This window comes from Methanosarcina sp. UBA411, from assembly GCF_002495725.1.
Lineage (GTDB): Archaea > Halobacteriota > Methanosarcinia > Methanosarcinales > Methanosarcinaceae > Methanosarcina.
In genome coordinates this window covers 96,430-96,689 of record NZ_DAGK01000021.1, presented here as the reverse complement: position 1 = coordinate 96,689, position 260 = coordinate 96,430, and the positions used below count along the sequence as shown (strand labels likewise).

Sequence of the window (260 nt, the reverse complement as noted above, 5' to 3'; positions counted from 1 at the left end):
GACATTGATCCGTATATAGAAACCCTGCTTCGAGACAATAATATCCTGGCTTTCAAGAAACTGAAGATGAAAGACCTCGAAAAGCTTGCAGAAGCTACAGGCACGACTCTGATGACCCAGCATGATGAGATTTATCCATATGATCTTGGTAAAGCAGACAGTATAAGGGTTGAAAAGAAGAATGGGGAGAATTTTGTGTTTATTGCTGTCAGAGAAAAGGCAATTGCTTCTATTCTGATCCGGGAACCTGTGAAATATGG

At 40.8% G+C, this 260-nt stretch carries 1 protein-coding gene; it reads left to right on the top strand.

Annotated elements, in window-relative coordinates; genetic code table 11:
* Positions 1-260: TCP-1/cpn60 chaperonin family protein (locus BP861_RS08305; protein ID WP_292374324.1), on the top strand; the 260-nt coding region annotated here is incomplete at both ends.